We start from the raw sequence: 22,374 nt of genomic DNA on the forward strand, positions 1-22,374 counted from the left end.
AAAACGGAGGCGTCCAATGGATATCCCTTCAAAAGAAAGCCTCACGGTTGAATTCAAAAGCGACACAACGGGAAACGCCTCGAAACACGGGGTTGATGAAAGTTTGCTTGTTGAAGCAGTGGTTGCGATGTTCAATTCCGAAGGAGGGGTCCTGTATCTCGGAGTCGAAGATGACGGAACTCCTACCGGACTGAACCGAAAGCATGCCGACCCAGTCGGTCTGGCGGCTTTGCTTGCCAACAAAACGATGCCTCCCATCAGGGTCGAGTCTGAGCTCAATACGATGTCTGGCGTCGAAGTCCTCAGGATCGTCGTTCCGAAGGGCACTGTCGTGGGCGCTACCTCGGATGGGCGTATTTTGAAAAGGGTCGTGAGGGTTGATGGTTCTCCCGAGAACATTCCAATGTACCCTTTTGAAATAGCAACGCGACTTGGCAACCTTGGCAAGCTCGATTTTTCAAACGAAGCAGTTTCAGATGCAAGCGTGGAGGATTTCGATCCTGTAGAAGTAAGCCGTCTTCGCCGGCTCATCGGAAGCCTGCCCGATTCCGACAGAACGCTGTTGGATTTGGACGATGCAGAACTGTTCAAGGCTCTTGGCCTCGTTCGATCCTTCGGAGACCGCATGTATCCCACCGTTGCAGGCCTTCTTATGGTGGGCAAGGAGGACGCCCTTTCTCGTCATGTGCCGACGGCAAAAAGCAGCTTTCAAGTTTTGGAGGACACCGAAGTGAGGTTGAACGTCGAGACGGCGCTTCCTCTCCTCGCCGTTTTCGAGAAATTCGAACAGTACTTCTCTGCGCAGAATGCTTCACGGGAGGTCGACCGAGGTCTTTTCCGCTTGTCTATCTCTGATTACGATGCACGTGCATTTCGCGAGGCTCTGGTGAACGCCTTTGCCCACCGCGATTATACTATTCTGCGGCCGACCCGCGTGCTTATGGACTCCGAGGGGATGACCATTTCGAATCCTGGAGGTTTTGTCGAAGGCATCACGTACGAGAACCTTCTTACGGTGCCCCCTCATGGACGAAATCCCCTGCTGGCCGAAGCGCTAAAGCGCGTTGGGCTCGCGGAAAAAACGGGCCGCGGTGTGGATCGTATATACGAAGGTTCCCTGCGGTTTGGCCGGCCGCTTCCCGATTATTCTGCTTCTACCGTGAATGACGTCGTCCTCTTCACGCCTCGTGCTCCTTTCGATGCGGCGTTCACAACGATGATATTTGACGAGGAGCGTCAATCGGGGCGTCCGTTCACGGTGTTTGCCTTGATGGTGCTCTCGGTCATTCGCGATGAGCGCAAGGTGAATTTCGGGGCTTTGCGAGAAGCGACCCATATCGATCAGGGGCGATTGCACCGAGTGCTTGGAGAGCTTGTGGAGCGAGGGTTGATCGAGTCGCACGGTACAGGGCGAGCTACCACCTATCTTCTCTCGGCGCGCGTTTACAGAGAAACGGGTCATGCGCTCGGGTACGTGAGGCAAAAAGGAATCGATGATGTTCGCCATCCGGAACTGGTCATGGAGTTGGCTCGCGTTCAGGGCTCTCTGATGCGCTCCGATGTGGCGGAGTTACTTCGCGTCTCGCCCTCGAAAGCTGGATCGATCATCAAAGAAATGACTGCGTCGGGAAAGCTGCGACTTGAGGGGCATGGGCGAGGAGCGCGCTATTACCCTGCCGACCCTGATGGGGAACGTCGAGAATCTGCAATCTAAACGAATGGAAGCCATCCTGCATCAGCTGCGTCACAAACGCCGTTCCTTGCATTGCGCTCCACGCACTCGGTATACGCTCGTCCTTTCAAGCGAAAGGAGCGTCTCATGCGCGAGATATCCGGTTTGGCAAAATTCGGCTACTTCTGCGTCGGCCTCTTCGGCGGCCTGTTCGGCGTGTTGGCCGCATGGTTCATGGGCAAGGATGGTTGGGGTTGGAGCGAGGGCGGCAAGCTGTTTGCCTGGTTCGGCTGCCTGTTCTGGCTCATCGTGTGGGTTGTCATGGTCGTGACGGGAGGCATCGCGGCGTTTCTGGGCATGCTGTTTTAACGCGTTCCCGACAATTCGGTCGCTTCGATCGTGTTACCCTTTGACGGATCAAATAGCCGAACGGAGGGAACGCCATGGATGGACGGGCGAAGCGGGGCGAAAGCCTTGCAGGAAAGACGATCGCGTTGGCTGCAGTGCTGGTGACGCTGCTGGCAGCCGGCACATTGTTGAGCGCATGCGCGCAACAACGTGCGACGAGCCAGTTCGCCGTGGCGCAGCCTGCTATTCCTCAGAAGGCGTCTGAGAACAATCCCGAAGCATGGCTGGACGCGCTCGAGCAGAACCCGATCGATCAATCCTTCGTAGACTCGCTTGCAGCGTTCGCCTACCGCAGCACCGCTTCGGTGTTGGGCGACGGCGCGGACGGTGCCAAGGCGAACCGCATGTATTCTCCGCTCAGTTTGTACTACGCCCTGGCGCTTGCGAACGAAGGCGCTGCTGGTCAGACACGCGACGAGATCGCCTCGGTGTTGGGTGCGCCCAGCACCGTCGACGTGCCCCAGCAGTGCGGCAACCTGTTCCGCGTGCTGGCAACCGATCCTTTCTCCACGGTCGATCTGGCGAATTCCATATGGATGGCGAAGGACGCCTCCTTCGAGCAATCGTTCATCGACACGGCGATCGGCCAGTTCTACGCCACGCCGTTTTCGGTGGAGTTCGGCACTGACGCTGCCGACCAGGCCATGGCCGCATGGATTTCCGAGAATACGGGCGGCACCATCGACCCCCAGGTGAAAACCGAGAGCGACCTTCTGCTGTCCATCATCAACGCGGTGTACTTCAAAGGCGGTTGGATGGATACGTTCGATGCGGCGAACACCGCGCCCGCCGTGTTTCACGCCGCATCGGGCGACGTCGAAACCCAGTTCATGACGCAGCGTATCGACTCGCTGCAAGGCTTTCGCCAGACCGACGACTTCCTGCGCGCACGTCTGGCGTTCACGGGCGGCACGATGATGACGTTCGTGCTGCCGGCCGAAGGCGTGTCGGTGGACGACCTGCTTGCCGATGAGCAGCGCTTGGCCCAGGCTTTTGCCGTTGACGCGAACGAGGACGAGTACGGCTTCATAACCTACGTGGTGCCCAAGGTCGCCTTCGATACCGAACTTGATCTGATTCCGGCTCTCGAGCGCTTGGGTATGAAGACGCCGTTTAGCGACAAGGCGGATTTCTCGAACCTTACGGCCACCCCGGCCTTCATCTCGATGGTGAAGCAGGAAAGCCATATCTCCTGGGATGAGGAGGGCGCCGAAGCCAGTGCGTACACGGATATGGGAATCAGCGCCACATCGGCGATGATCCCCGAAGGCGAGGAAGTGGAGCTGCGCCTCGACCGCCCGTTCCTGTTCCAGATCACGTCGTCGCAGGGCATCCCGCTGTTCATGGGCGTATGCGGCAACCCAGCTGCGTAGCCTGACAGGTTGCCGTGCAGTCGTCCATCGGCTGCACGGCGCCTGGCAGAGCGCCCGTCCCGTCCCGTCCCGTCCCGTCCCGTCCCGTCCCGTCCCGTCCCGTCCCGTCCCGTCCCGTCCCGTCCCGGTGGGATCCTTCGATGCCGATGTTTCACGTGAAACACTCGTTCGGTTTACTATTCGAAACATGCTTTGCCCGCAACGCCGCCTCAGCGGCGCACTGCGTGCGGCGCTTCTTGCGAGCCGGCTCGTGTGCAGTGACCCGTTAAGCGCCCTTGCGGAAGCGGCGGGGGAAAGCGCGTTCTTTGCTTGATAGCTGCTTTCGGTAGTCTGTCGGTGGAGACGGCCTCGCTGATTCTTCAAGCGCGGTCGAAAGAAGAACCCCGATCGTCCCAGCAAGGGGACGAACCGGGCCCAAAATAGAATCCGAACCGCCAAAGCGGGTTCGAGAGCCGTGGGGAGTAAGCAGTTCCCTGCGGCTCGCCTGCTATTGTAGACAAAACGCCGTTGCCCGCAAGGCGCTCCCGGCTTTCGCGCACCCGGGCCGATGCCGTTGCGTCTCGTCTGCGTCAGCCGTCGGGCGTGTCGCAGCTGCCGTACTGCCGCTGCGGGACGACGTTGCCCCGCTCGTGCTTGAGCCGCGATGCAAAACGAGCTCCTGAAACGCAAGGTTTCAGGAGCTCGTTCATCTGCGAAGTGGTGCCCGAGGCGGGATTTGAACCCGCACGTCTAGGACAACGGTTTTTGAGACCGCCGCGTCTGCCATTCCGCCACTCGGGCGCAGGATGACAGTATACCGGAAGTCCACGAAAGCTTCGAGCAAAAATATCGTCGAGTCTTACCGGTTGAGCGAATCGTGGCGGCGGCGAAGCTTTGTCTGCGCGATCATCGCCGCAACGGCGGCGGCTATCGCCAGCGCGAGGGCAGCGGGTGCCGCCGCGCTGTCGCCGGTGGAGGCGAGCGCCTTGCCGGGCAGCGGTTCGACCTGCGTGTCGCCGGAGGGCTCTTCGCCGCCAGGGCTGCCGGACGGGGGCACGTTCCCGTCGTCGCCGGGAATGGCTGCCTTTTGCTCGAACACGGCGAACGGCGACAGCTCATCGACGGTCATGCTCGCGAGACCTCCTTCCACCGCAGCCTTCGTCGCTTCGAGCGAGCCGTCGGCTTTCCGGTGGACCATCCAGACGCTCTTCCCCTCGTAGCGCTTGTCGACCGAGAACGACACGGAGAGCTTGCCCTCGTGCGCGGCCTTCTCGCTGGTCGCCGCGTCCACCACCGACGCGTCCGCGCTGACGATGAGCGCGCCCAGCTGGTCGGACGCCTTTGCCATTTCGGCCTTCTGCTCATCGGTCAGGGCCGAGAGCGCCAAGGAGAGCTCGGCGCCTGCGGGGAACGATCCCGACACTTCCACGCGCGATCCGGCGATCTCACCGACGTGCGAGCTCTCCTCGTAGCCGCCGCCCGGCTCGTCCGGCTCGGGCAGGTCCACCGTCACGCTCATGACGTCGCCCACGGTGTCGCCCACCGAAAGGACGATACCGGAGTCCACGCGCTCGTCGGGTGTGTCGCAGCCGTTGTACTGCAGCAGCGGGACGACGTTGCCCTCCATGCCGAACGTCTCGCAGGCGCTGGTGTTGAAGAACGGGCGAGTGTAAAGCGCCTGGCCGTCCCGGTACTCCGTATTCTCCGGATAGACGGGCATGACGCCCGGACGGTGGTCGACCGTGTTCACGGTGTTGCTCAAAAGGGGATCGTCGGTCATGCTGCGCGCGTCCGCGATTCCCCGGTCGATATGCCAGATGACGATGCCGCCCGTTTCGTTGTAGTATTGCGGCTTTTCTTTATTGTGGTCGACCCGGTACCCGGATGTCAGCCCTAGGTCGAAGCTCTCGTACTGGCGGTTCTCCACCAGGTAGTATTCGCCCTCGGTGCTGGTGGGGACGCGCAGGCATTGGTAGCCCTTGCCGCTCCAGAACGTGGACGCGTCGTGCGTGCCGTCGGCGGCTACCTCGACGGGCTCTATGTAGCCGAGCCGTTCCAAACAGTAGGGGTCGAGGCTGACGGGGACGAAGACGGTATCGCCGCTATCGGTGATGTATCTGCCCCATGATCCGCCTGCCATCAAGCTGAGTTCGCTCACGTCGTAGGCCAACCAGGGGAATTGATCGACGGTCGCTTCGGGGTCGTTTGCCGTGTAGTTGATGTCGTACAGGTCGGGCAGTCCCAGATAGTGTCCCAGTTCGTGCGCGACGGTGCTCGTGGGCATGGGCTGGGCGGGGATCATGTCGTTCATAAGGGTTTCCCCTATGGAGATGTAGTCGTTGACCTCGATTTTGCTGCCCGTTTCGGGGTTGACGATTTCTTCGGGTTCGAAGTTGTCTCTGTCCATGCTGGACAGCTCCCATCGGCAGGCCCAGGTTGACGGTGTGCCTCCGGCCCCTGAGGCTTCGTAGCCCGCCACGATGAACAGCAGCCCCGCCTCGGTCGGTTCGAGCACGCCGTTGCGGTTCGTATCGTAGGTCGCGAAGTCGATGTACTGGGAGGCTTCGTTGAGCGCGTCGACGTACGCGTCGCGCTGGTCCTTGGCCGCGTCGCTCAGGTATTCGACTGATTCCCAGTTGCCGTGGTCGCGCTTGAGCGTCACGTGGATCACGCCGTCGCCCGCCTTGTCGTGCAGGTTGGTGTTGCCGCCCGTGCCGTACGCGCTGGTCTCCTCGGTCGCCGGCGTCCAGGAGAACTTGCCGTTCGACATGGTTGCGTAGTAGCTGGTGATGCTGTTCTCGCCGCTGTAGAGCAGCTTGTTCCAATCGTAGCCGTCGCGGTAGCGCTGATCGGCGGCGTTCCAGCTCGCGACGACGTTGCCGTCGTCGTCCTTCTGCACGACCTCGGCGCCGGGGTCCTCCGGGTTCTCGAACCCGATGACGATGGTGATCAGCGGAAGCGACGTCTCGGTCTGCGCCGCCGACCGCGCGCCGAGGGCGTTGGCACCGGACGCGGCCTGGGCGGCCTCGATGTCGGAGAGCGTCACCGCCTCGCCGACGCCCCGGTCTCGGGGAACGTAGGCGCCTCCGCCCAGCGCGGAGTAGGCCATCTTGCCGGTATCGTTTGCCAGCACCGAGGGCGTCAGAGCGTTCGCCGGTGCGGCCTCGTCGGCGCGCGGCCCGAGCGCGAGGCCGAAGCCCTCGCTCGTCACGTAGTACCACGTCTGGTCGGCGGGGCTCTTCTGCACGAGGCGCCCCTCGGCCGTCCGAACGTAGTGGAAGAACTCGTCGCCGCGCTGCCCGGCCTGGAAGGTGGCGCCGTCGGGCTGGACGTAGCCCTGCTCGATCTCCAAGGCCGGACCGGCGTAGGCCGCGCTGGGCGCGAGGCACAGCGCGAGGGCCAGCATGAGGAAGGCGAGAAGCGGGGCGCGCTTTGCGCGGCGGGCCGTCTCGCGGGTCTTGTGCTGCATAGTTCCCTCTCTTCAATGGGGATTTCTACGTTTCGCATTAATAATGTCAGAATACCATAGCGTATTTCCATTCGACGGCCGCGCCCGCGAAGGGGCTTGGCGCTCGTTGCGCGTTTTCGCGCGTTCGTGCCTCCGGGTTTCCAACGCGCTTTTGCCGGGTCGTTTCCCTGATACAATCAAAAGCAATCGCGTTCGTTTTCGCAAAGGATGGAGTGCCATGAAACGCTTCCTTTCGATCCTTCTCGCCGCGGCCCTTTCGCTTATGGCCGTGCCCGCGTCCGCGCTCGCGGACGAGGTTTCCGAGACCGCGGGTTCCGACAACCCGACGGTCGGATCGGGAGAGGAGGCGCGTTCGCTCGACGAGTTGCTACAGGCGGGCGACTACGTTCCGGGTCGCGTGCTGGCGCACGTGAACGACGACTTCGCTCCGGTGAGCGCCTATTCTTCCAACGGGGGAGGCTGGTCGGCCAGCAACCTGTACACCTTCGACCCCCAGCCCGAAGCCGGGGCCGAAGCCGATGTGCCGCTCGCTCGCTCGATGCCAACGCCCGAGCAGGTGATCCTCATCGAGTCCGGAACGCAGTCCACCGAGGATCTGCTGCGCGATCTGGCCGATACGCCGGGCGTGCTGGCGGCCCAGCCCGACTACGTGCGTTATATCGACGACCTGGAGACCCAGGCGAAGCCGGTCGAAGAGCCGGCTGCCGCCCTGTCCGCGGATACCGCCCCTACGGACGACCCGTTGATCGGCCTCCAATGGCACCTCGCCCCCACGGACGAGATCGCCGGCGCCGCCAACGTCGAAACCCTGTGGGGTGACGAGGGCATTCCCGGCAGGCCGTGGCAAGGGAAGGAAGAAGTGGTGGTGGCCGTGGTCGACACGGGCGTGGATTGCACCAATCCCGACTTGAAGGACGTCATGTGGGAGAATCCGGGTAACATCGGCCTGGAGGGCGAGCATGGCTACGACTACGGCATGGGCGACGACGACCCGATGGACAATGACGGCCACGGCACGCATGTGGCCGGCATCATCGCGGCCTCCGTCAACAACGGCGAAGGCGTTGCCGGCGTGGCTCCGAACGCGAAGATCATGGCGCTGCGCGTCGCCAATGAAAGCGGCGGCTTTCTCACGTCTGCTGTGCTCGGGGCGTACTCGTATATGAAGAAGGCGGCGCAGGCCAGGGTGAACTTGGTCGCGGCGAACAATTCGTGGATGGGCGCGGGTGAGAGTCCTCTGCTGACCGAGGTGATGGACGATCTGTACCGATCGAACGGCGTGCTGTCTGTCTGCGCATCGGGAAACTATGCCGCCGACCTCGACCAATCGCTGAACCTTCCGGCCGGCGCCCCCACCGACGGGGCCATTGCCGTGAACGCCGTCGATCGAGAGGGCAGGCTGGCTTCCTTCTCCGATTACGGCGCCGCGGCCACCGATCTGGCGGCTCCGGGCACGGACATCCTGTCCACGGCTCCTCAGGGCCAGGGGATAGTTGATGGGGACGATCCGGAGCTGACGGTGGCGTTCGACGATTTCGAATCCGAGGACAGGATGTTCTCGTTCCAGGCGTCCGGCGATGCGGAGCCTTCGGTTTCGCGGGCGGAGGTCCCGCAGGTTGTGGGCGACGCCCCAAGCCAGGGCGTGCTTATGTCCATCAAGCAGGCGAAGGCGGGGCAGAAGGCGTCCGTCGTGTTCACGGCGAAAAAGGGCGCGGTCAAGCAGGGCCTCGCGGCGGCGGACAAGACCGTCGACGACCTGCAGTGCCTGGCCTTCGATGCCGGCGTCGCGGACTCCAAGGAGAGCGATATGGGCCGTTTGCTGCGCGTCAGCGTGCACGGCATCGACGGCAGCTGGATCGACCTGACGCCTGAAAGCTTCGGCACTGGCGGCGCCATCCCGCTTTCGCTCAGGGTTCCCATTCCAAAAGACAAGCGGGACGAAATCAACTGGGACGAGTTCTCTTTCAAATTGGAGCGCACGTTCACTTCGTTCGACGACGGGATGGACCTGGACTTCTTTTTCGACAACGTGGCGCTTGTCAGCGACGTCGCGCCGTACGTCTACATGGATGGAACGTCCATGGCGGCTCCGGTGGTGACGGGCTCGTGCGCCCTGCTCGCGGGGCTGTTCCCTAACGACGGCGCCGAGCAACTGCGAGCGCGCATCCTGGGAGGCGTCAAGCGGGCGGACGCTCTGGCCGGGACGTGCACGTCCGACGGGCAGCTGGACGTCGTCCGCGCGGCAACCGACCCGTACCCGGTGGTGGACGCGCTGGAGCCCGCGGCCGACGGCACGCTCGAGGCGACGGTGCGCGGCAGCTGGTTCGGCGAGGATCGCGGCCGCGTCACGCTCGACGGCGCCGACCTCGAGGTGAAGTCGTGGGGCGCGAACGAGGTGCGCGTCGTCCTGCCCCCGTCTCTGGAGTCCAAGCAGCGCTACGTCCAGGTGGAGCGCGCCGACGGCGACACCGGCCGCCGCAAGGTGGCCGTCGGCTCCGAGGAGGGCTTCGACTTCTTCGAGAGCCTGCCGGCCCCCGACTTCAAAAGCCTGGGCCTTCCCGAGCCTACGCTGTACAATGCGTGGTCGATGGCGGCGGCTGCTGGCCGCGTGTACGCGGTGCCCCACTTCGAGTCGTCCGATGGCAGGGAAAGGAGCGCTTTGCTGGCATACGACCCCGCCTCGGCATCGTGGTCGGTGCAGCATCTTGTCACGGATACGCTTGATGCCGTTTTCCGCCTGACCTCGAGCGGGGGCGTTCTGTATGCGCTCACTTCGGATCAGGTGCTGTATTCGTTCGATCCGTCTACCGGCACGTTGGGGGATCCTGTGGACTGCCGCGACTCCTTGACCGCGTGCGGGTTCGGCGGGTTTGATTTCATGGGCGTTACCCTTGCAAGCGACGGCCGCTCTCTTTGGGTGTTCGCCGGCCTTGACGCCAGCGGCGCGTCGTCGCCGCTTGTCGCTCGCGTCGACATGGCGACGGGCGACGCGACCGCGCTGCCCGATTTGGGCGAGGGGCGCTTTACTCCCTTCGCCGACATGGTGAACGGGGTGTTGACGGTTGCCGCCGGCAACGTGAATTGGATAGAATCCCGGATTGTCAATTCGGTTGCGGCGTTCGAGGGCGACGAGTGGAACTATGCTCCTTTCCCGCAGGATATCGTGTTGAACCAGTATGGTGCGGTGGCCGGAGGCGTTCTGCCGGCAGGATCCACCATCGCCGGATCGACGGCTTCTCACGAGCGCATCATCTTGTCGGGCGCGGTCGAGGCTGGCAACCAAGGCAGCGACACGTTCGTGTACGATCCGAAAGCCGGCACGTGGCTGGCCGTTCCCACGCGCCTGTCGGCATCGAAGGTGTCGCTTGCCAGCGGCGCCGTGCTGGGCGACGCCCTGTACGTGGCGGGCATGGACTCGCTCACGAAAGAAATGGTCTTCAAGCGCTTGAAGTTCGAACTCGCGCCCGACGAGGAGGGCGGCGGTGGCACCCCCGACAAGCCGACCACCGATCCCGGCGAGGAGCAGCCGAAGCCGCTTCCCGACGCGCCCGACGCGCCGGCCTCGCCGCAGGAGGCGTTGAAGCCGTCCGCCGAGGCGGCGAAGCCGAAGCCGCTGACGGCCACCGGCGATCCCCTCGCGCCGCGCACGGCCGCCCTTGCCCTGGCCGCGGTCTCGGCTCTGGCCGTAGCGGGCCTGGTCGTCGCCGTCAGGCGCTCGCGCTCGAGGCGTTAGAGTTAGATTCTGGGCGCGCGGCGGGCTTGAAGCCGCCGCGCGCCGGCGTCCGCGCTGTCTCCGTTGATTTTTCGACGTTCGGTCAACATATGGAACTGCATCTGGCGCAGGTATCCCGCAAGGATCATAATAGGCTCAATTGCCGCCGGGGCGAGGCATGCGAACGGCTTTCCCGTCCCGGCGTGGTCGCACGCGTATCAAGAGTCGGGAGGCACCTATGGAGCACGAAGAACTGACCAGGAAGATCGACGCGTATCTCGAGGAAAATTGGGAGACGATGGTCGAAGACATCGAGACGCTCGTCCGCATCCCCAGCTTCGAGGAATCGGACAAGGCGACCGAAGGCGCTCCGTTCGGCCCCGGCCCGAAGGAGGCGCTGGAAGCCGCGCTTGAAATGGCCTCCGACATGGGATTCAAGACGCACGATGCCGAGGGCTACATCGGGTTCGCCGACTTCCCCGGCAAGAGCGACACGCAGCTGGGCATCATCGGCCACATGGACGTGGTTCCCGCCGGTCCCGGCTGGAACTTCGAGCCGTACGCGGTCACGCGCAAGGAAGGCTACCTCGTCGGTCGCGGCACGCTCGACGACAAGGGCCCCAGCGTGGTGGCGCTGCACGCCATGAAGTTCTGGAAGGACTTGCAGGACGCCGGCGAGGCTCCTCAGTTCCCCTACACCGTCCGCTTCCTGTTCGGCGCGAACGAAGAATCCGGCATGGCCGACGTGGCCTACTACCACAAGCATTACGACGATCCGGCGTTCCTGTTCACGCCCGATGCCGAGTTCCCCGTGTGCTACGGCGAGAAGGGTGGCTACGACGGCGAGCTGATCAGCAAGCCCATCGCCGACCGCATCGTGCTGGAGTTCACGGGCGGCGCGGCCACGAACGCGGTGCCCGGCATCGCCGAGGCCGTGGTGAAGGCCGACGCTGCCGACCTGCCGAATACTGATCGCATTACCGTTGCGGCCGACGGCGAAGGCCGCGCGAAGATCACTGCGGCCGGCAAAGGAGCGCACGCCTCCATGCCCGAAGGAGGCGTGAACGCCATCGGCCTCATCGTGGACTACCTGCTGGAGCACGACCTGTGCACCGCCGACGAGCGCGCGTTCTTCGAGCTCGACCAGAAGCTGCTCAATCATACCGACGGCAGCGGCATCGGCATCAAGAGCTCCGACGAGTACTTCGGCCCGCTCACCGTCATCGGCGGCACCATCAAAATCGAGGACGACCGCTTTGTGCAGACGCTCGACAGTCGGTTCCCCACGTCCATCACGGCCGACGAGATCACCGAGCGCCTGCGCCAGCTGGCGAGCGAGATCGGCGGCTCGTTTGAGAACACGCTGCTTATGGAGCCGTTCCTCGTAAAGCCCGACAGCCCTGTGATCCAGGCGCTGCTGAACGCGTACAACGAGGCCACCGGCGAGGACGCGAAGCCGTTCACCATGGGCGGCGGCACGTACGCGCGCGAGTTCAAGAGCGGTGCCAGCTTCGGTCCCGAAAAGCCGTGGGTTGAGGATCCCGAATGGGTTGGCATGATGCACGGTCCGGACGAGGGCGTCAGCGAGGACCTGCTGAAGCAGTCCTTCAAGATCTACGCGCTCACGCTGGACAAGCTCATGCAGCTCGACCTGCAATAGCGAAGGGTGTGTCAAGGGGACGGGTGATTTGACGCGCTCCGCCCCGGTCGTCATCCTGAGCGCAGCGCGAAGCGCGGAGTCGAAGGATTCCGTGAGGCGCTAGCCGGAAGCCCCCCCGGCTAGCGCCGACAAAACGCTTCCGGCTGCGCGCTCATCATCGTCGTCGAAAGGCTTTTCCCATGTCCCAACTGGATACTGTCCCCACCGATTTCGCCCCTGCTATCGGCATTGCTCCGGCCGAAGGCCTCGAGAGCGAAGAAGGCGGCCGCATCGTGCTTGAGGGTCTGCCCAACACGCGCGACGTGGGAGGCCTGCCCACGGACGACGGGCGCTACGTGAAGCATGCGCGCCTGCTGCGCTCGGGTGCGCTCGACCATGCCACCGCCCGCGACCTCGAAGTGCTGCTTGACGACTACCAGGTGCGCACGGTTATCGACCTGCGCACCGAAGAAGAGCGCAAGGAGCATCCCGACCCACAGGACGGCCTGGTGGGCGTTCGGTTCGCGGATGCGCCGGTGCTGAGCGCCTCCACATTCGGCGTCACGCGCGAGGGCGGCATGATGCAGGCGCTCAAAATGCTGCGCACCGTGCAGAAGAACCCTGCCAGCATCATGGAGGAAGTGTACGAGCGCATGATGTTGGACGAGCAGAGCCAGCGCGGCTTCGCGCAGTTCTTCGACGATGTGCTGGCTGCCGAGGATGGCTCCGTGCTTTGGCACTGCACCATCGGCAAGGATCGCGCCGGTTTGGCCGCCGCGCTCTTGCTGCACGCGTTGGGCGTAAAGCGCGAGGCCGTCGAGCAGGATTATCTGGCCACGAACAAGTACGTCCAATCCGAAACGCAGAACATCATGGACGCGCTTTCCTCGTTCGGTCTGGGCGACAAGCTGGATAAGAGCATTCACGTGATCAACTCCGCCGATCCGCGCTTCCTGCACGCCGCGCTCGATGCCGTGGAGAAGCAGTACGGCAGCCTCGACGCTTACGTGCGCGACCAGCTGAGCGTCACCGACGAAAAGCGCGAGGCCCTGCGCGCTCGCTACCTCACGGACGATCCCCGCGGGTAACGGCGGATTTACCGATGGTCAGCGGTGGTTGATGTTCTTTCGTCGGTTTGCTTGCTCCTATCTTTCGGCTTTTGGCCGGTTTCGGTGATCCATGATTTATAATGGTCGAAAGCAAACGTACGGAGGGTAGGAGGCTTAGGTGTTGAAAGCGATGATCGTCGATGACGAGGCTCCTGCGCGTTCAGAGCTGAAGTTCCTGCTTGACGAGCTGGGGCAGACGGAGGTTGTCGCCGAAGCTGCCAGTGTGCGCGAGGCTATCGAGAAGTTGAAGGAATATCCGTGCGACGTGATGTTCCTCGACGTGAACATGCCCGAAGCCACGGGCTTGCAGCTGGCTGAGGCGCTGCAGCACCTCAAGTTCCCGCCTGCGGTGGTGTTCGTGACGGCGTACAGCGAGTTCGCCCTCGATGCGTTCAAGGTGAACGCCATCGATTACCTGGTGAAGCCGGTCGAGACCGAGCGCCTGTCGCAAGCTATCTCGCGCGTGCGCGAGCACGTGTCGCTGCACGTGCAGGCTCAGAAGTCCGAGCGCATTCCCGTCGAAAAGGGCGGCAAGAAAATCCTCATCGGCATCGACAAGATCCGCTTCGTCATGGCGCGCGACGACTACGCGTACCTGCAAACGGATACGGATCGTTATTTCTCCACGGTCAGCTTGGCTCAGCTGGAGAAGCGCCTCGACGGCCACGGTTTCTTCCGCGTGCATCGCGGCTATCTGGTGAATCTCTCGATGGTGGAGGAGATCGAATCGGTGTCGGGCGGTACGCTGCTGCTCACGCTGAACGCCGTGGACGAGAAAATTCCCGTGTCCCGTCGCCGAGTTTCCGCTTTGAAGAAGGCGCTGGGGCTGTAAGGCGCGTCCGCATAACGAACCTCGAAGGGCCGGCGAATCGTCGGCCCTTTTCTTTTTGGCACGAGCGCCATCAGGAAAGCGGCTTTTCCCTCCTGCGTCTCCGCGTGAGTGACTCCGTCATCCCGAGCGGCGCTGCCCCCTTGTCATCCTGAGCGAGCGAAGCGAGTCGAAGGATCCCGTGCGGCGTCGGCCGTAAAATCATCTGCAGTAATCGCACGGATCTTCGGTTCCGGCATCTTCTGCCTGTGTTCAAGACGGCAGTCCCAGCGATGTTTCATGTGAAACATTTGTTCGCTTGTCGCATGGCATTACGACAAGTGTTTCACGTGAAACACTTGTTCGTTCAAATCACGGACAGTCGCGAAGTTCGCAAGCGGCAGACGGGGACGCATCGGCGCCAGACAGGTGCGAGGTTCGCGCGCGGCGGGCGGCGCGAGGTTCGCGGGCGGCGGACAGGCGTGAAGGTGGGAAATCGCTCCAATCGCATGCGAGAATGCGAAAAGCGCCCGAGAGACGAACCCTCGGGCGCTTCCGACAGAGAAATGTGGGGTAATGGCCTAGTAGGCGGTGAAAGACGACTTCGGAGCCAGGCAGATGGGGCAGGCGGTGAAGTTCTCGCCCTTGTGGATGTAGCCGCAGATGGGGCACAGGTAGTACTTGCCGTCGAACGGGGTGTCGATGGTGGTGTACGCATCCATATACAGCTTCGCATGATACGCCTCGGCAAGCTTGGCGCGCGTGAACACCTGCACGGCCTTGTTGTTGCCCTCTTCCTGGGCCTTCTTGATGAAGGAGGGATACATGTCCGAGGTCTCGTAGATCTCGCCGTTGGCGCCGGAGATCAGGTTGATGTCGCTCTCGTGCTCCTCGACCGCGGGCGGCTCGGGCTTCTCGGTTGCGGGGTCGATTTCCTTGGCCAGGTCGTACTCGAGGCCGATGTGGATTTTCTCGGCGTCCGCGGTGCACTGAAACAGGCGGGCCAGCACGTCGAAGCCCTCGTTCTTGGCGACCTTCGAGAACGCCTCATACTTGGTGGTGGCGCCCGTCTCGCCCGCGATGGCCGTCATAAGGTTTTCGTAGGTGGTGCCGACGGTGGTCTTGCTGTCGTAGATGATGTTGAAATTGCTCGCCGTCGAGGCATCGGGCATGGATGTGGGTTCCAGCACCTCGGCCATATACTCGCTGTTCGTCCCGCTGCCGGTTCCGGCGCCGTCGGCGGACGGATCGGTCGTGGTTTCGGCCTTCGGCTCGCTCGGGGCGGCGCAGGCGCCCAGCAGGCCCATCGCGGAAATGGACACGGCGCTGACGGCGGCACCCTTCAACAGGTTCCTTCTAGAAATATCGGACATGGTTCCTCCCTCGGCTTCCCGATGAGCTCCTCTCCAGCCCATCTGATAATCGATACTATATATCAATTAATATAAATGATCAATAGTAAATACTACGGACATGCTTAGGATTCGCACGCCGTTTTTCGTTCTCGGGCGCGCTCCCACACGCTTTGTCCACAACTCCGTCACAAGCGCAAACACGATGGTCAGCCTCGTCACCGTTTGCTAGAATGGAGCGAATTACGCTGAAAGAAGGTTGTATGCTATCCGGTGATGTAGAAAAACTGTATCCTTCCGCGAAAGCCCTCGTGAAGGACTGCGTTGCCAGCCGTATCCATGCCAAGGATGCGAGCCTGTACGACTTCTCGGAGGAAGCGCGCGCGTGCTCCGAGCAATACATGGGATGGACGGACCTTGCGAGCAATTCGCCGTACTCCCTGCGCGACATCCAGAATTTCGCCGACTCGATCATCGCCCAAGGGCTGAAGACGGTCGTGCTCATCGGCCAGGGCGGTTCCACGCAGGCGCCCATGACCATCACGAAATACAACAAGCCCGATTCGTCGAAGATCACGTTCAAGACGCTGGACTCCGACTCGCCCGTGCGCGTGCGCGCCATTTTGGCCGAAGCGAAGCCCGAGACCACGCTGTTCGTGATCTCGTCGAAGAGCGGCGGCACCATCGAGCCGCGCCTGGCCCTGCGTGCCGTGCGCGACGCCGTGGCCGACCGCATCAGCGAAGAGGAGCTGGTGCAGCACCTCGTGGCCATCACCGACCCCGGCTCCATGCTTGAGCGCCAGGCGCGCGAAGAAGGGTGGGCCGCGGTGTTCTCCGGCCAGCCCACCGTGGGCGGGCGCTTCTCCGCGCTGTCCGTGTTCGGCCTGCTGCCGGCGGCGCTCGTGGGCATCGACCTGGAAGAGTTCATGGCGCACGCCATCGACGCCGAGCGCCAGTGCAGCGAGGACGCCATCGACAACCCGGCCATCGGCCTGGCATCGTTTTTGTACGACAACTACCTGCAGGGACGCAACAAGTTCACGTTCCTCACGCAGAAGCGCGGCCGCGTTCTGGGTCTGTGGATCGAGCAGCTGGTGGCCGAGAGCCTGGGCAAGGACGGCCAGGGCATCCTGCCCAACATCGAGGTGGACTCCCTGCTGCTCAAGAAAGACCCGGGCGATCGCAGCGCCATCGTGTACCTCACGCGCAACGACCTGTGGGACGAGCGCCGCAACTTCGAGATGAGCCTGTCCTACATCGACCCGGCCATCCCGCGCGCCAACTACAAGATCGACTCCGTCGAAGAGCTGGCCGAGCACTTCGTGATGTGGGAATACGCCATCGCGATGTGCGGCTACCTCATGAAGATCTGCCCCTTCGACCAGCCCGACGTGGCGTCGGCGAAGGCCGTGGTGCTCGACATCCTCAAGGAGGGCCAGCCCGAGCCCGACTTCGTGCAGGATTTCATCGACGAGGTGCACATGGGCGAGGTGGAAGTGCGCCTGTCTCCGTGCTTCAAAGATTGCACCGATGTCCGCAGCGCGCTGCGTGCGCTGCTGGGCAGCATTCAACCGGGCGATTTCTTCGCGCTCAACGCGTTCTTGCCGTTCACGGGCGAGGGTCGACGCGAGGCGCTGGAAACCATCCGTCACGGCGTGGCTGAGAAGCGCGGCGTGGTATCCTGCCTGGAAGTGGGTCCGCGCTACCTGCACTCCACCGGCCAGCTGCACAAGGGCGGCCCGAACTGCGGCGTGTTCCTCATCCTGTCGGCCGACGAGCTAAAGGACATCCCGCTGAAGCAGGAGGCTGAAAGCCTGGGCTCGCTGGCCAAGGCGCAGGCGTCGGGCGACCTCGTTACGCTGGCCGAGCGCGGGCGGCGCGTGGTGCACCTGCACCTGCCCGACAACTCGGGCGTTACGCTGCGCCAGCTGGCTGAAGTGATTTCCGACATCCTGGAAACCATGACGGTGCCGACGGCTTAGCGGGCGGCCGCGCGACACGATAGCGTTACACCCCGAGGGCGGCCGTCGAGCCGCCCTCGTAGATTGAAGGCCACAGCACAACGCGGAGGCGATCATATGAAGGAAGCGCTGGACATTCAAGTCAAAGGCATCGTGCAGGGCGTGGGCTTTCGCCCCTTCGTCTACCGTTTGGCGAAGAAATACCTGATCGACGGATGGGTGCTGAACGCCACCGACGGCGTGTTCATCCATGCCGAGGGCGAGACGAAGCTGCTCGACGAGTTCGTCATCGAGCTGTCCGAGAACCCACCGGCCGCCTCGCGCGTGGAGGAAGTGACGCTGAAGGAAGTGCCGCTGGAGGACTTCGACTCGTTCGAGATCCGCTTCTCCGACGCAGGCGCCGTGGAGAAGACCACGCTTGTGTCGCCCGACCTGGCCACCTGCGACGATTGCGCCCGCGAGCTGTTCAACCCGAACGACCGCCGCTACCGCTACCCGTTCATCAACTGCACGAACTGCGGCCCGCGTTTCACTATCATCGAGAAGCTGCCCTACGATCGCAAGAGCACGTCGATGAAGGACTTCCCCATGTGCGAGCGCTGCGCCCGCGAGTACGGCGACCCGCTGGACCGCCGTTTCCACGCGCAGCCCGACGCGTGCTTCGAATGCGGCCCCCATATCAGCTGGCGCGAGCACGAGGGCATGCCCGGAGCGCTCGCCGACGTTCATGCCCCCGGCGTTCCCGCCGACGTGCCGGCCGCCCCTGACGTCCCCGCTGGCGCTTCCGCTCCCCTTGGCGCGCAAACAAATGTTTCACGTGAAACAGTGCGCGCTTCCGATGCTATTGACGCACCCCTGGGACCCATCGCCTGGGGAACCACGTGCGAGGAGAGCGATGCCATACTTGCGCGCGCCGTGGAACTGCTGCTGGCGGGCAAGATCCTGGCCGTGAAGGGCCTGGGCGGCTTCCATCTGGTGTGCGACGCGTCGAACCCCGAAGCGGTGGCGCTGCTGCGTGCGCGCAAGCGCCGCGAAGGCAAGGCGTTCGCCGTTATGATGGCCGATATGGAAGCCGTGCGCGCCTATTGCGAGGCGGGCGAAGCGGAGGAGGGCATCCTCACGGCCACGCAGCGCCCCATCGTGCTGCTGCGCAAGCGCCCCGACGCCGTGTTCGCCCCCGGTTTGGCCGACGCCCTTCCCGAGCTCGGCGTCATGCTGCCCTACACGCCCCTCCAGCATCTGCTGCTGCACGACTTCGCGAAAGCGAGCGGTTGCGCCGAGCGCAGCTCCCAGCGCGAAGCCGAGGGGTCCCGCGCAGCGACGGCCGTCCCTATGCTGGTGATGACCTCGGGCAACATCCACGACGAGCCCATCGTCATCGACGACGAGGATGCCTACGAGAAGCTGTTCGCCGTGGCCGACGCGTTCCTGGGCCACGACCGCGCCATCCGCGCCCGCTACGACGACTCGGTGGTGCGCGTTATCGAAGCGGGCAGCGCCGGCGAAGCCGTCCAATTCATCCGCCGCGCCCGAGGCTACGCGCCGCTCCCGTTGGCGATGCCCGCGAAGGCGCGCGAAGGAGAAGATGTTTCACGTGAAACATCCGTTCGCGAACAGGGTTGCTCCATCTTCGCCACCGGGCCCGAGCAGAAGAACACGTTTGCGCTCACGCGCGACGCCGAGGCGTTCGTGTCGCAGCACATCGGCGACCTCGAGAACGCCGAAACCTACGACGCGTGGTTCCAGGCGAAGGACCGCTACGAAACGCTGTTCGAGATCGAACCCGACCGCATCGCGTGCGACCTGCATCCCGAGTACCTCACGTCGAAGTGGGCCCACGAGCAGAGCCTCCCCGTCACCGAGGTGCAGCACCATCATGCGCACGTCGTGTCGGTGATGGCCGAGCACGGCCTGGCCGGCCCCGTGTGCGGCATCGCGTTCGACGGCACGGGCTACGGCATGGACGGCGCCATCTGGGGCGGGGAAGTGCTGCTCACCAACCTGACTGCGTTCGAGCGTTTCGCGAACTTCGCCTACGTGCCCATGCCGGGCGGCGCGGCGGCCGTAAAGCATCCGCTGCGCATGGCCTACGGCGTGCTGTGGGCGTTCGACCTGCTCGACCATCCGGGGGCTGCGGCTGCGCTCGAGGCTCTGGGCGAGCAGGCGGCCGTGTGCGACCAGATGATCGACCGCGGCATCAACACGCCCATGACCTCGTCCGTCGGCCGGCTGTTCGACGCGGCCAGCGCGCTGTTGGGCATCTGCGCCGAGCCTGCGTACGAAGGCGAGCCCGCCATCCTGCTGGAAGCCGCAATCGGGCGAACAGATGTTTCACGTGAAACATCTGCCGCCGACGCAACCGATGCGACCCCTGCTGACACCAACCGGGATCCTTCGACTCCGGCGCTTCGCGCCTCCGCTCAGAATGACGATGCCGGGCTTAGCGCCTCCGCTCGGGAAGCCGCGTCCCGTTACGCCATCGCGGTAGTGAAGAACACCGCCACTGCCGCCAGCACGGCGCAGGACACCTCGGTCGTGCTGTTCGATGCCGCGCCTGCGTTCGCCGCGCTGCTCGACGACCTCGCGGCCGACGTGCCTGTCGGCGTCATCGCGCGCCGCTTCCACGACGCGTTCGTGCAAGCCATCGTCACGGCGGCCGAGCTCGTGCGCAGCCTGTACGACATAACGACGCTTGTCCTGTCCGGCGGCGTGTTCATGAACCGCTACCTGTTGGAGCACGCTCTGGCGGCGCTCGAACAGGCGGGTTTCACGGTGGCCGTCAACCGCGATCTGCCGCCCAACGACGGCTGCATCTCCTTCGGCCAGGCTGTGGTAGCATGGGCTTCGAGCAAAGAAGAAGGAGAACAGCCATGTGCTTAGCCATACCTGCAAAAGTGACTGAAATGAAGGACAACCGTCTGGCTACGGTGGACATCCTCGGCGTCACGCGCGACATATCCCTCGACCTCACGCCGCAGGCGAACGTCGGTGACTTCGTGCTGGTGCACGCCGGGTTCGCCATCGAGGTGGTGGATCCTGACTACGCGCAGGAAACCATCGACCTCATCAAGCAGTTCCCCGAGCTGGCGGGCGACGACATCCCCGCAGCCGACGAGGTAGCGCGATGACCTCCTCGACCGGAACGGATGTTTCACGTGAAACATCCGCCGCGCCGGAGGATCGGCCCGCGCACCTCGCGCGCACGGTCGACGCGGCCACGATGGAATCCGAGTTGGCGGCCTTCAAGGATCCCAAGCTCGCGCGCGGCCTCATCGAGTCCATCGCGAAGCTGTCGCCCGCAGGCGGCGCCACGCTCATGGAAGTGTGCGGCACGCACACCGTCGCCATCGCGCGCAACGGCATCCGCAACCTCATGCCCGAGGGCACGCGCCTCGCGTCGGGTCCCGGCTGCCCCGTGTGCGTGACCTCGAACAAGGATATCGACACGGTCATCGCCCTCGCGCGCGTTCCGGGCGTCACCATCGCCACGTTCGGCGACATGACGCGCGTACCGGGCTCCACGTCAAGCCTGCTCGCCGAGCAGGCGGCGGGCCGCAGCGTGCAGATCGTGTACTCGCCGCTGGACGCGCTCACTCTGGCCCAGCAGAACCCCGATCGCGAGATCGTGTTCGTGGGCGTGGGCTTCGAAACCACCACGCCGCTGGTGGCCATGGCCATCAAGCGCGCGGCCGCGGCCGGCCTCAAGAACTTCAGCGTGTTCGGCGCTCACAAGAACATGCCCGGCGCGCTGGAGGCCATCATCAACGACCCGCAGCTCAAGGTGGATGCGCTCATCCTGCCCGGCCATGTCAGCACCATCATCGGCGCCGAGCCGTATCGGTTCTTGGCCGAGAAGTACGGCATACCCGGCGTCATCACCGGGTTCGAGCCGGTTGACGTGCTGCAGGGCATCGCCATGATCATGCGCCAACTGCACGAAGGCCGTGCGGACATCGAGATCGCCTACGCGCGCGGCGTCATGCCCGAAGGCAACCCCGTGGCGCTGGCCGCCATCGACGAGGTGTTCGAGACGTGCACCGCCCTCTGGCGCGGCCTGGGCGAGATTCCCGGTTCCGGCTACCGCATCCGCGAGGAGTTCGCGCAGTTCGACGCCGTGCGCCGTTTCCAGCCCGACGTCGAGCCCACGCAGGATCCGAAGGGCTGCCGCTGCGGCGACGTGCTTCGCGGCATCATGGCGCCCAACGAGTGTCCCTTGTTCCGCAAGGTATGCACGCCCGAGAACCCCGTGGGTCCTTGCATGGTGTCAAGCGAGGGCAGCTGCGCCGCGTACCACCGGTACTACTAAAGAGAAAACAGGCGCTGCAGCATCCGAAGGACCCCTCGTCGAGGGGTCCTTCGGACTATCTTCGAATGTTTCACGTGAAACATTCGTTCGATAGACTCGGATACGTCGATCCAGCGGCAAGACGACGCGGGAAATTTCCCAAAAGATATTCTTTTCAGTTGATTGTGCAGTCCCTATGCTCAGCGGCGCGCTCATGTTCGGTGCTGTGCGTGCATGAGTTACCCTTTTGTTTCCATCGCTATACAGAACGAGAGAATTAATTGCGGATAATATCCAATATTGGGTCAAAAACTGCATAAAGGAGAAAACGCCGTCGTTCAACATTTTTGTGCATTTGAACAATTTACTTATTCGTTTTGCTCAAATGTCTATGTAATTTCATGTTGCAGTTGAACAAAAAAGATGGTATAACTGGCTCATCGGCAAATCTGGAAGGACTTGCCACGACGGGGTCTAAGCCGTGGCGCTCTCTCCAGCGAAGCTGCAGTTTGTAGTTGTGCCATCCAAATAGGCGGCGCCGGAAGCGCTGCCGGAGAAAGGAGACTGTCATGGCGAAGATAGTCAATTCTTGGAACGACTGGGATCC

At 63.4% G+C, this 22,374-nt stretch carries 13 protein-coding genes and 1 tRNA gene; 11 read left to right on the top strand and 3 right to left on the bottom strand.

Annotation, left to right across the window (positions count from 1 at the left end; translation table 11 throughout):
* Positions 1 to 16: 16 nt before the first annotated feature.
* From GT613_RS12725 to GT613_RS12735, 3 genes are all read left to right on the top strand, one after another.
* Entirely contained in the window at positions 17 to 1,714 is a 1,698-nt protein-coding gene (locus tag GT613_RS12725; RefSeq protein WP_009305712.1) for an RNA-binding domain-containing protein, read from the top strand.
* Between the two features lie 105 nt (positions 1,715 to 1,819).
* A complete protein-coding gene (locus GT613_RS12730; protein ID WP_009305713.1) occupies positions 1,820 to 2,041 on the top strand; it encodes a hypothetical protein in 222 nt (73 codons plus the stop codon).
* A 74-nt stretch (positions 2,042 to 2,115) separates the two neighbouring features.
* Positions 2,116 to 3,453 carry a serpin family protein gene (locus GT613_RS12735; protein WP_009305714.1) on the top strand — a complete coding sequence of 446 codons (1,338 nt, stop codon included), beginning with the start codon at positions 2,116 to 2,118 and terminating at the stop codon, positions 3,451 to 3,453.
* A gap of 697 nt (positions 3,454 to 4,150) precedes the next feature.
* Here GT613_RS12735 and GT613_RS12740 read toward each other — a convergent pair.
* Positions 4,151 to 4,233: transfer RNA gene (locus GT613_RS12740), tRNA-Leu, on the bottom strand.
* A gap of 58 nt (positions 4,234 to 4,291) precedes the next feature.
* Positions 4,292 to 6,901, bottom strand: coding sequence for an immune inhibitor A domain-containing protein (locus tag GT613_RS12745; protein WP_009305715.1), 2,610 nt, complete (start codon positions 6,899 to 6,901; stop codon positions 4,292 to 4,294).
* A 217-nt stretch (positions 6,902 to 7,118) separates the two neighbouring features.
* Here GT613_RS12745 and GT613_RS12750 point away from each other — a divergent pair, with 217 nt between their 5' ends.
* The 4 genes from GT613_RS12750 to GT613_RS12765 all read left to right on the top strand — a co-directional run bounded on the left by GT613_RS12750 (position 7,119) and on the right by GT613_RS12765 (position 14,193).
* A complete protein-coding gene (locus GT613_RS12750) occupies positions 7,119 to 10,634 on the top strand; it encodes a S8 family serine peptidase (RefSeq protein ID WP_009305716.1) in 3,516 nt (1,171 codons plus the stop codon).
* 217 nt (positions 10,635 to 10,851) lie between these two features.
* Positions 10,852 to 12,273 carry a Sapep family Mn(2+)-dependent dipeptidase gene (locus GT613_RS12755; RefSeq protein WP_009305717.1) on the top strand — a complete coding sequence of 474 codons (1,422 nt, stop codon included), beginning with the start codon at positions 10,852 to 10,854 and terminating at the stop codon, positions 12,271 to 12,273.
* A gap of 179 nt (positions 12,274 to 12,452) precedes the next feature.
* Positions 12,453 to 13,340 carry a tyrosine-protein phosphatase gene (locus tag GT613_RS12760; protein WP_009305718.1) on the top strand — a complete coding sequence of 296 codons (888 nt, stop codon included), beginning with the start codon at positions 12,453 to 12,455 and terminating at the stop codon, positions 13,338 to 13,340.
* 139 nt (positions 13,341 to 13,479) lie between these two features.
* Positions 13,480 to 14,193, top strand: coding sequence for a LytTR family DNA-binding domain-containing protein (locus tag GT613_RS12765; RefSeq protein ID WP_009305719.1), 714 nt, complete (start codon positions 13,480 to 13,482; stop codon positions 14,191 to 14,193).
* Between the two features lie 557 nt (positions 14,194 to 14,750).
* Here GT613_RS12765 and ngr read toward each other — a convergent pair.
* The gene (gene ngr, locus GT613_RS12770) at positions 14,751 to 15,542 is read right to left on the bottom strand and encodes a nigerythrin (RefSeq protein WP_009305720.1); all 792 of its coding nucleotides are present in this window, start codon (positions 15,540 to 15,542) and stop codon (positions 14,751 to 14,753) included.
* Positions 15,543 to 15,784: 242 nt separating this feature from the next.
* Here ngr and GT613_RS12775 point away from each other — a divergent pair, with 242 nt between their 5' ends.
* The 4 genes from GT613_RS12775 to hypD all read left to right on the top strand — a co-directional run bounded on the left by GT613_RS12775 (position 15,785) and on the right by hypD (position 21,788).
* Positions 15,785 to 17,503, top strand: coding sequence for a glucose-6-phosphate isomerase (locus GT613_RS12775; protein WP_009609026.1), 1,719 nt, complete (start codon positions 15,785 to 15,787; stop codon positions 17,501 to 17,503).
* Between the two features lie 96 nt (positions 17,504 to 17,599).
* Positions 17,600 to 20,362, top strand: coding sequence for a carbamoyltransferase HypF (locus GT613_RS12780; RefSeq protein WP_009305722.1), 2,763 nt, complete (start codon positions 17,600 to 17,602; stop codon positions 20,360 to 20,362).
* The gene (locus GT613_RS12785; RefSeq protein ID WP_009305723.1) at positions 20,353 to 20,610 is read left to right on the top strand and encodes a HypC/HybG/HupF family hydrogenase formation chaperone; all 258 of its coding nucleotides are present in this window, start codon (positions 20,353 to 20,355) and stop codon (positions 20,608 to 20,610) included. Before GT613_RS12780 ends, GT613_RS12785 begins: the two co-directional genes overlap by 10 nt.
* Entirely contained in the window at positions 20,607 to 21,788 is a 1,182-nt protein-coding gene (hypD, locus tag GT613_RS12790) for a hydrogenase formation protein HypD (RefSeq protein WP_114519802.1), read from the top strand. Before GT613_RS12785 ends, hypD begins: the two co-directional genes overlap by 4 nt.
* Positions 21,789 to 22,374 lie beyond the last annotated feature (586 nt).

Source organism: Eggerthella sp. BIOML-A4 (assembly GCF_009875575.1).
Lineage (GTDB): Bacteria > Actinomycetota > Coriobacteriia > Coriobacteriales > Eggerthellaceae > Eggerthella > Eggerthella lenta.